The sequence below is a fragment of the Kitasatospora sp. NPDC058048 genome (assembly GCF_042885555.1).
Classification (GTDB): domain Bacteria; phylum Actinomycetota; class Actinomycetes; order Streptomycetales; family Streptomycetaceae; genus Kitasatospora; species Kitasatospora lactacystinica.
Genome location: NZ_JBHVRT010000064.1, coordinates 23,904 through 31,680, shown reverse-complemented (window position 1 = coordinate 31,680; position 7,777 = coordinate 23,904). Strand labels below are relative to the sequence as shown.

7 protein-coding genes are annotated in these 7,777 nt (G+C 75.8%); 3 read left to right on the top strand and 4 right to left on the bottom strand.

What is annotated here, in order from left to right; all coding sequences use genetic code 11:
• The first annotated feature begins 369 nt into the window (after positions 1 to 369).
• On the top strand, positions 370 to 579 hold the full coding sequence (locus ACFVVA_RS39910; protein WP_359909395.1) for a dodecin: 210 nt from the start codon (positions 370 to 372) through the stop codon (positions 577 to 579).
• Positions 580 to 636: 57 nt separating this feature from the next.
• Here the strand turns inward: ACFVVA_RS39910 and ACFVVA_RS39905 are convergent, their stop codons facing one another.
• From ACFVVA_RS39905 to ACFVVA_RS39895, 3 genes are read right to left on the bottom strand one after another with little or no spacing between them, the layout of a single operon-like run.
• Complete coding sequence (locus ACFVVA_RS39905) at positions 637 to 1,461, bottom strand: heme ABC transporter ATP-binding protein (RefSeq protein WP_387695578.1); 825 nt, start codon at positions 1,459 to 1,461, stop codon at positions 637 to 639.
• Positions 1,452 to 2,513: a FecCD family ABC transporter permease gene (locus ACFVVA_RS39900; protein WP_387695575.1), complete on the bottom strand. Its 1,062-nt coding sequence runs from the start codon at positions 2,511 to 2,513 to the stop codon at positions 1,452 to 1,454. Before ACFVVA_RS39900 ends, ACFVVA_RS39905 begins: the two co-directional genes overlap by 10 nt.
• Entirely contained in the window at positions 2,510 to 3,526 is a 1,017-nt protein-coding gene (locus ACFVVA_RS39895; RefSeq protein ID WP_387695574.1) for a hemin ABC transporter substrate-binding protein, read from the bottom strand. Before ACFVVA_RS39895 ends, ACFVVA_RS39900 begins: the two co-directional genes overlap by 4 nt.
• A 170-nt stretch (positions 3,527 to 3,696) precedes the next feature.
• Between ACFVVA_RS39895 and ACFVVA_RS39890 the strand changes: the two genes are divergently transcribed.
• Together ACFVVA_RS39890 and ACFVVA_RS39885 are read left to right on the top strand one after the other, a co-directional pair.
• Positions 3,697 to 5,244, top strand: a complete 1,548-nt coding sequence (locus ACFVVA_RS39890) for an HtaA domain-containing protein (protein WP_387695573.1) — start codon at positions 3,697 to 3,699, stop codon at positions 5,242 to 5,244.
• A gap of 52 nt (positions 5,245 to 5,296) precedes the next feature.
• Complete coding sequence (locus ACFVVA_RS39885; RefSeq protein ID WP_387695572.1) at positions 5,297 to 6,892, top strand: HtaA domain-containing protein; 1,596 nt, start codon at positions 5,297 to 5,299, stop codon at positions 6,890 to 6,892.
• Positions 6,893 to 6,969: 77 nt separating this feature from the next.
• On the opposite strand, the gene ACFVVA_RS39880 is transcribed toward ACFVVA_RS39885, so the two are convergent.
• On the bottom strand, positions 6,970 to 7,638 hold the full coding sequence (locus tag ACFVVA_RS39880) for a heme oxygenase (biliverdin-producing) (protein WP_387695570.1): 669 nt from the start codon (positions 7,636 to 7,638) through the stop codon (positions 6,970 to 6,972).
• Positions 7,639 to 7,777: the final 139 nt, after the last annotated feature.

Sequence of the window (7,777 nt, the reverse complement as noted above, 5' to 3'; positions counted from 1 at the left end):
CGTCCCGCTGCGGCAACAACGGCTCTATCCGAGCCCACGCGGCATCCGTTATCTCTCCTCGACCCACCACAAGATCAATTATGAGACACGGCCTAGGGCCTGTCTTCAAACCCCCGCCTGCGGGGCAACGCCGGGGCACGCACCTCGCCGCGTTGTCGTCGGTCGCCAATGCTCCGCAGTGGCTCCCTCCTCCGCCTTGCGATGCACGCACCCCAACGCCGCCCCGCCCGCCCTCCGGGCGGACGACGGGGGTTTGAAGACAGGCCCTAGGGCGTTTTTTGAGCGGTCGGCGGCCGCCCGTCCGGGTGCGGGCGGACCCGGGCCGGTGCACGGTGGACCGGGGGCCGTCGCACAGCTGAGGAGTCCGCCATGACCGACCATGTGTACCGGGTGACCGAGATCGTAGGGTCCTCGACCGAGAGCGTCGACGCCGCGATCCGCAACGGGGTGGAGCGCGCCTCCCGGACGCTGCGCAACCTCGACTGGTTCGAGGTCTCGCAGGTCCGGGGGCACCTGGAGGAGGGCCGGATCAAGCACTACCAGGTGTGCATCAAGGTCGGCTTCCGGCTGGAGGACTGACCGGGTCCGGAAGCCCGACCGGGCTCGGCAGGACCGGCCCGGCAGGACCGGCCCGGTTCAGCCGCGTTCCGGCAGCACCAGCGGCACCCCGGTGCGCGGGTGCGCCAGCACCTCCACGGGGTGCCCGTACACCTCGCTGAGCAGCGGGGCCCGCAGCACCTCGGCAACCGGACCGTCCGCGACCGTCGCCCCGTCCGTCAGCAGGACCACCCGGTCCGCGTAGGCCGCCGCCAGGGACAGGTCGTGCAGCACCACGACCACCCCGTCCCCGGCCGCGGCCCGGGCCCGGGCGACCCGCAGCACCAGCTCCTGGTGGCGCAGGTCGAGGGCGGCGGTCGGTTCGTCCAGCAGCAGCAGCGGGGTGCGCTGGGCCAGTACCCGGGCCAGTGCCACCCGGGCCCGCTCGCCGCCGGACAGGGCGGTGAACGGGCGCCCGGCGAAGGCGGTGGACTCGGTGGCGGCCATCGCCTCGGCCACGGCCGCCGCGTCCTCGGCGGCCGCCGCCGTGCCCGCCCACGGCGCGCGGCCCATCCGGACCACCTCGTCGGCCGGGAACGGGAAGGACAGTGCGGCGGACTGCGGCAACAGCGCCCGGTGCAGGGCGAGTTCGGCGGCGTCGTAGTCGCTCGGCGGACGGCCGCGCAGGGTGACCCCGCCGCTGTCCGGCCGGACGTCGCCGGCCAGTACGGACAGCAGGGTGGACTTGCCCGCGCCGTTCGGTCCGAGCAGGGCGACCACCTCGCCGGCCGCCACCCGGACGGCGGCGCCGGCCAGCAGCGGGCGTCCGCCGACCTTCAGCCGGACGGCCTCGGCGGCGAGCAACTCGGTTCCGGGTACGGGTCGTTCGGGGATCTCCCGGTGGCGGCGCAGCTTCACGCCCAGCCTCCCTGCCTGGTCCTGGTCCGGCGCAGCAGCCAGAAGAAGAACGGGCTGCCGATCAGTGCGGTGAGCACCCCGAGCGGCAGTTCGGCCGGCTCGGCGAGGGTGCGGGCGGCGAGGTCGGCGACGACCAGCACCAGCGCGCCGCCGAGCGCGGAGGCGGGCAGCAGGAAGCGGTGGCCGGGGCCGGCGAGCATCCGCAGCAGGTGCGGGACGACCAGGCCGACGAAGCCGATGATCCCGCTGACCGCGACGGCCGCGGCGGTGAGCAGCGCGACGACGGTGATCAGCACCAGCCGCATCCGCTCGACGTCCACCCCGAGGTGGTGGGCCGGGCGCTCGCCGAGGGCCAGCAGGTCCAGCTTGCGGGCGTACAGCGGGGCGACGGCGAGACCGGCCAGCGCGAACGGCAGGACGGCCAGCACCTTGCCCCAGGTGGCCTGGGCGAGCGAGCCGAGCTGCCAGAAGGTGACCTGGCTGATCGCGGCGGAGTCGGCGGTGAACAGCAGGATGCCGATCAGGGCGCCGCAGAAGGCGTTCACGGCGACGCCGGTGAGGATCAGCGTGACCACCTCGGTGCGCCCGCCGGAGCGGGCCATGGCGTACACCGCGAAGACCGTCAGCAGGCCGCTCGCGAACGCGAAGGCGGTGACCGTCCAGCTGCCCAGGGCGTCCAGGCCGAGCACGATGCAGGCCACCGCGCCGACCGCGCCGCCCGAGGAGACGCCGATCACGGCGGGCTCGGCGAGCGGGTTGCCGAACACGCCCTGCATCAGTGCGCCGGCGCAGCCCAGCGAACCGCCGACCAGCAGGGCGAGCACCACCCGCGGCAGCCGGACGTTCCACAGCACCGACTCCGGTACCCGGTCCAGGGCGTGGCCGCCGAGGCCGAGGCGGTGGGCGGTGGAGGCGAGGATGTCGCCGAGCGGGATGCGGTAGGCGCCGACCCCGGCCGCGAGCAGGGCGCAGAGGAGCAGGGCGGCGGCGAGCCCGGCGGTGAGCAGGGTGGTGCGGCGGGCGGTCGGGAGGGCCTTCCGGCTCGCGGCGAGGGTCACTTGGCGTCCGCCGGGTAGAGCTGGGCGGCGATGTCCCGCAGCACCTGCGGGGTGCGCGGGCCGTAGCTGAGCAGCCGGCCGTCCTCGATCGAGACGATCCGGCGGTCGAGCCCGGCCGGGGTCTGGGCGACGCCGGGCAGCTTGAGCAGGCCGTCCACGCCGCCGACCGAGTCCAGCCCCTTGCTCATCACCAGGATCGCGTCGGGCGCGGCCTTGACCAGGGCCTCGCTGGTGAGCGGGGTGAAGTCGCCGGTGAGGCCGGCGGCGGTGCCGGCGTCCTCGCCGCCGACCGCCTCGATCAGCGAGCCGGCGCCGGAGGCGGGGCCGCCGAGCAGGTAGACGGAGGCGCTGCCGCGCAGGTAGAGGAAGGCGACCCTGGGGTGGCGGCCGGCGGCCGGGACGGCGGCCGCGGCCTCGTCGATCCGCTGTGCGGTGCGTTCCTTCAACTGCTGTCCGGCGTCGGGGACTCCGAGGGCGGCGGCGACGGTGTCGACGCGCGGGCCGACGTCGGCCAGCCGCTTGGCGTCGTCCAGGACGATCAGCGGGACGCCGGCCGCCCGGATCTGCGCGATCGCCTCGGCCGGGCCGGTGGAGCGGTCGGCGAGGACGACAGTGGGGTGCAGCGAGAGCACGCCCTCGGCGGAGACGTCGTGGGCCTGGGTGATCACCGGGAGCGCGGCGGCCTGCTGGAAGGTGGTGGAGACGTCCCGGGCGACCACCTTGGGGCCGAGGCCGAGGCTGAACACCAGCTCGGCGAGGCTGCCGTTGAGCGGGATGATCCGTTCGGCGCTGGTGACGGTGACCTGGCGGCCGTCGGCGGAGGCGGTGGTGGCCGGAAGGCGCGGGACGGGTTCGGTGGCGGGCGGCTCGACCGTGTCGGGTGCCCGGGAGGCGGTTGCCGTGACCGTTCCGCCGGCGGTGCCGCAGGCGGTGAGGGCGAGCAGCAGGCCGAGGGCGAGCAGCAGGAGGACGGGCCCGCGGGCCGCCCTGGATCGGATCGTACTGCTGCTCAACCTGGTTCCCTTCACGGGGAGTTGGTGCCGCGCTGCCCGGGGTGGGGGAGCGGGGCGGCGGGGGCTCTTGACTCATATATTAGGTTAGCCTTACCTCAGTTCCGCAAGGGGGTGGCAGTCGCCTGCCCCCCTGCGCCATCCCCCCGCGCCCCCCCGAGGAGTGATCCGCCGTGCCCCTGTCCAGCCGGCTCCGCCGTCTGGCCGCCACCCTGGTGGCCGCCCTCGCCGCCCTGCTGGCGGTGGGCCTGTCACCGGGACCGGCGTCGGCCGCCGAGGGCAGGGTCTCCGGCGGGCGACTGGACTGGGGGATCAAACAGTCCTTCCTGACCTACGTCACCGGGCCCATCGCCCAGGGGAGTTGGTCGCTGACCGGCGGCGCGGCCACGGTCGGCGGCAGCACCTTCCGGTTCCACTCCGCGAACGGCACCTACGACCCGGCGGCGGGTGCGCTGACCGCCGCCTTCTCCGGCGGCGTCCGGTTCACCGGGCACCGGGAGAGCGGCGCCGACGCGCTCGACCTGAGCGTCGGCCGGCTCACCTTCAAGGCCGTCCAGGGCGGCGCGGCCGGGCTGTACGCGGACGTCAGCAGCAAGTCCAGGGAGACCGGCCAGGTGAGCAGTGCGAGCCAGGCCAGGCTGGCCGACCTCTCGCTGGCCGGCGTCGACCTGCGCGGCGCGGCCGGCACCCTGACGCTGAGCGGCGTCCCGGCGACCCTCACCGACGCCGGGGCGAAGGCCTTCGGAGGCTTCTACCAGGCCGGTACGGCCCTCGACCCGCTCACGCTGTCGGTCAACCTGCCCGCCGCCCAGGAGAAGCCCGCGGCGCCCGCGCCGGCCGCCACCCCCGTGCCCACCGCCGCTCCCGCGACCACGCCGACGCCGGTTCCGACCGCCGCGCCGGCGTCCGGGCCGACGGGCGCGCCGACCGCCCAGGCCCCGGCCCGCACCGGGTTCGCCGACGGCGCCCTCGACTGGGGGGTCCGCCGCACCTTCCGGGACTACGTCACCGGCGCTGTCGCCCAAGGCCGTTGGGAGCTCGGCGGCGGGGCGGCGGACGGTGGCGCGTTCTTCCGCTGGACCCCGGCCAAGGGCGGGTACGACCCGGCCACCGGCGAGCTGACCGCGGCCTTCACCGGCACCGTCCGCTTCACCGGAATGCGCGCCGGCGACGGCTACGGCCTGGACCTCACCCTCGCCAACCCCGGCGTCACCGTCTCCGGCGGCCGGGGCCGACTGCTCGCCGACGTCTCCGGCCGGACCCCGGACGGCGGCACCCGCCAGCTCCCCGGTGTCGAGCTGGCGACCTTCGACCCGGCCGGCCTCGCGGTCGAGGGCGGCCTGCTGCGGGCCGTCGAACTGCCGCTGGAACTCACCGAGGGCGGCGCCGGGGCCTTCGGCGGGCTGTACCCGGCGGGCACCGGGATGGACCCGCTGAGCTTCGCCGTCGCCCTCGACCCGGCCGCCGCGCTTCCCCCGCTGCCCGACCTCGGCAGCGCTCCGGCCACCCCGCCGAGCGCCGCCGCGAGCCCCGCCGTGCCCCCGGCCGCCGGGCCCGTCGCCGCCGCCTCCTCGGACGGCGCCCCGGTGGCCGCCGTGGCCGGTGGCGCGGTGCTGGTGGCGGCCCTCGCCACCACCGGCGGCCTGCTCGTCCGCCGCCGCCGGGCGGCCGCCGCGGCCGGCGCCCCGGCCGCCGGGCCCGACGCCGACGAAGCGGCCTGACCCCCCGGGAGCGTCCCCCCGCTCCCTCCCCCATCCGAACGGAGTACCCAGCATGTCCCGCAACCGCACCCGGCCGGCCGCCCTCGCGGCCGTCACCGCCGGTCTCGGCCTGACCGCCCTCGGTGCCCCCGCACTGGCCTTCGGCGCGGGCGGCCCGAGCAGCGTCACGTACGACACCGGCGCGCTGGACTGGGGCGTGAAGGCGAGCTTCCGCTCCTACATCGAGGGCCCGGCCTCCCAGGGAGGCGCGATCGAGCTGACCGGCGGTGCGACCCGCAACGCCGACGGCACCTTCCACTTCGGCCTGGCGAACGCGGCGTACGACCTCACCACGCACGCGCTCAGCTCCTCCTTCGCCGGCGGCGTGCACTTCACCGCGCACCACGGCGCCCTGGACGTCGCGCTCAGCGATCTGCGGATCACCACCTCCGGCACCACCGGCACGCTGACCGCCGACACCGCCTCCAAGGAGTCGACGGGCGCCACCGAGGTCACCCGCCGGGACGATGTGCCGCTGGTGACGTTCACCGTCGCGCGGGACACCACCAACGGGGTGCCCGCCGCGGCCAGGCTGACCGAGCAGGGTGCCCGGGCCTTCGCCGGCTTCTACCCGGCGGGGGCGGACATGGACCCGCTGTCGCTGCTGCTGAAGCAGGGCCCGGCCACGCCCTCGCCGACCGCGACGGCCACCACGGCGCCGTCCGCCACCTCCTCACCGAGCGCGAGCGCGAGCCCGAGCCCGACCGGAAGCCCGACCGGCGGCCCGAGCGCGAGCCCCACCGCCACGCCCACCGCCGTGCCGACCCCGACCCCGTCCGGCACGCCCTCGGCCACCTCCTCGCCCTCGGCCGGCCGGTCGCCGAGCGCCACCCCGTCCGGCCTGCCGGTGCTGAAGGGGGCGCTGGACTGGAAGGTCAAGGAGAGCTTCCGCGCCTACCTGGCGTCCCCGATGGCCGCCGGGAAGGTCGAGTTCGGCGGTGGCGCGGCCGACTACCGCTTCGGCGGCGCCACCGGCGCGTACAACACCGCCGACCACTCGCTGACCGCCGCCTTCGACGGCTCGGTCCGCTTCCTCGGCCACCCCGGCAAGGACGGCTGGGCGCTGGACACCACGCTGTCCAAGCTGGGCCTGACGATCGGCCGGGACGGGGCGTTCCTGACCGCCGACGTCAACGGCAGGTCCCCGGACGGCGCGTCGACCTCGCTGCGCGGTGCCAGGATCGCCAGGCTCGATGTTCCGGCCTCCGCCCTGAAGCCGGTCGGCGGCGTGGTCACGCTGGCGAACGTCCCGGCCGCCCTCACGGCCGAGGGCGTGCCGGCGTTCTCCAACTACCCGGCCGGTACGGCCCTGGACCCGGTCAGCGCCACGCTCGCCTTCGACAAGGACGCCGAGCTGCCGACCGCCCCGCCCGCCGGTTCCACCGGCGGTGGCTCGGCGGCCGGCGGCGGTCAGGGCGCCGGCAGCGGTACGTCCGGTGGCGCCTCGCTGACCACGAGCGGCCTGACCGGTACGGGCGGCGGCTCGCTGGCCGCCACCGGTGCGGACACCCCGGTGGTCCCGCTGCTGGCCACCGCGGCCGGGCTGCTGCTGTTCGGCGGCGGCGCCACCGCGCTGGTGCGCAACCGCCGCGGTGCCGCCCGGGCCTGACGGGCGGGCGGAGACGGCGACGGCCCCGGCGAGCAACCGCTCGTCGGGGCCGTCCCTCGAAAACCAGGGGGAAACGTTTATGCACTCAGCGGGTAACGCGCATCCAGGTCGCGGAAGACCGCCCCGTTGAGCACGAAGGCCCGCTTGCACTCCTCGACCACCCGGCGCCGCTCGACCTCGTCCATCGCCTCCCCGGCCGCGTCCAGCTTGGCCCGGTACTCGCGCTTGAAGGCCGCCGGGTTGTCGACCTCCTCGAAGACGTAGAACCGCACGCCGTCGCCCTTGCGCTCGAAGCCCCAGGTCTTCTCGGCCACGCCCCGGATGATCTGGCCGCCCGACAGGTCGCCCAGGTAGCGGGTGTAGTGGTGCGCGAGGTACCCGGCCGGCCACGTGGCGGCCAGCTCCTCCACCCGGGCGACGTAGGCGGCGGTGGCCGGCAGCGGTGCCAGGCCGTCCCGCCAGTCGGGCCCGCGCAGGTGCGCCAGGTCGCGCTCGACGGCGGGGGTGCGCAGCAGGGCCCGGTCGATGAAGGGGCCCGCCAGCGGGTGCCGCGCGAGCTGCTCCGCCCGTTCCTCCAGGGCCCGGTAGACGAACCAGAGCTGGCCGGTGAGGTCGGCGTACGCCTCGATCCCGAGTCGGCCTCCCAGCAGCCGGCTCATGAACGTGGACTGCTCGGCGGCCTCGTGCTCCTCGCTGCTGGCGGTGCGGAGCACGGTGGAGAACGGGGCGGGCGCGGGCGTGGGCATGCGGCCTCCAGGGTTCGGGGTCGGCCGTTCGGAGTTGGCCGTTCGGGGTCGGCCGTTCGGAGTCGGACCGAATGTTTTGGTTAGCCTAACCTAACTTCGCATCATGCCGACAGGGTGTCGGCAAACCGTCCCGTCCCCG

Excerpts from the sequence above, each read along its gene's own strand:
- ACFVVA_RS39880 (WP_387695570.1), bottom strand. The coding sequence starts at position 7,638 with ATGCCCACGCCCGCGCCCGCCCCGTTCTCCACCGTGCTCCGCACCGCC.
- ACFVVA_RS39885 (WP_387695572.1), top strand. The coding sequence starts at position 5,297 with ATGTCCCGCAACCGCACCCGGCCGGCCGCCCTCGCGGCCGTCACCGCC.
- ACFVVA_RS39910 (WP_359909395.1), top strand. The coding sequence starts at position 370 with ATGACCGACCATGTGTACCGGGTGACCGAGATCGTAGGGTCCTCGACC.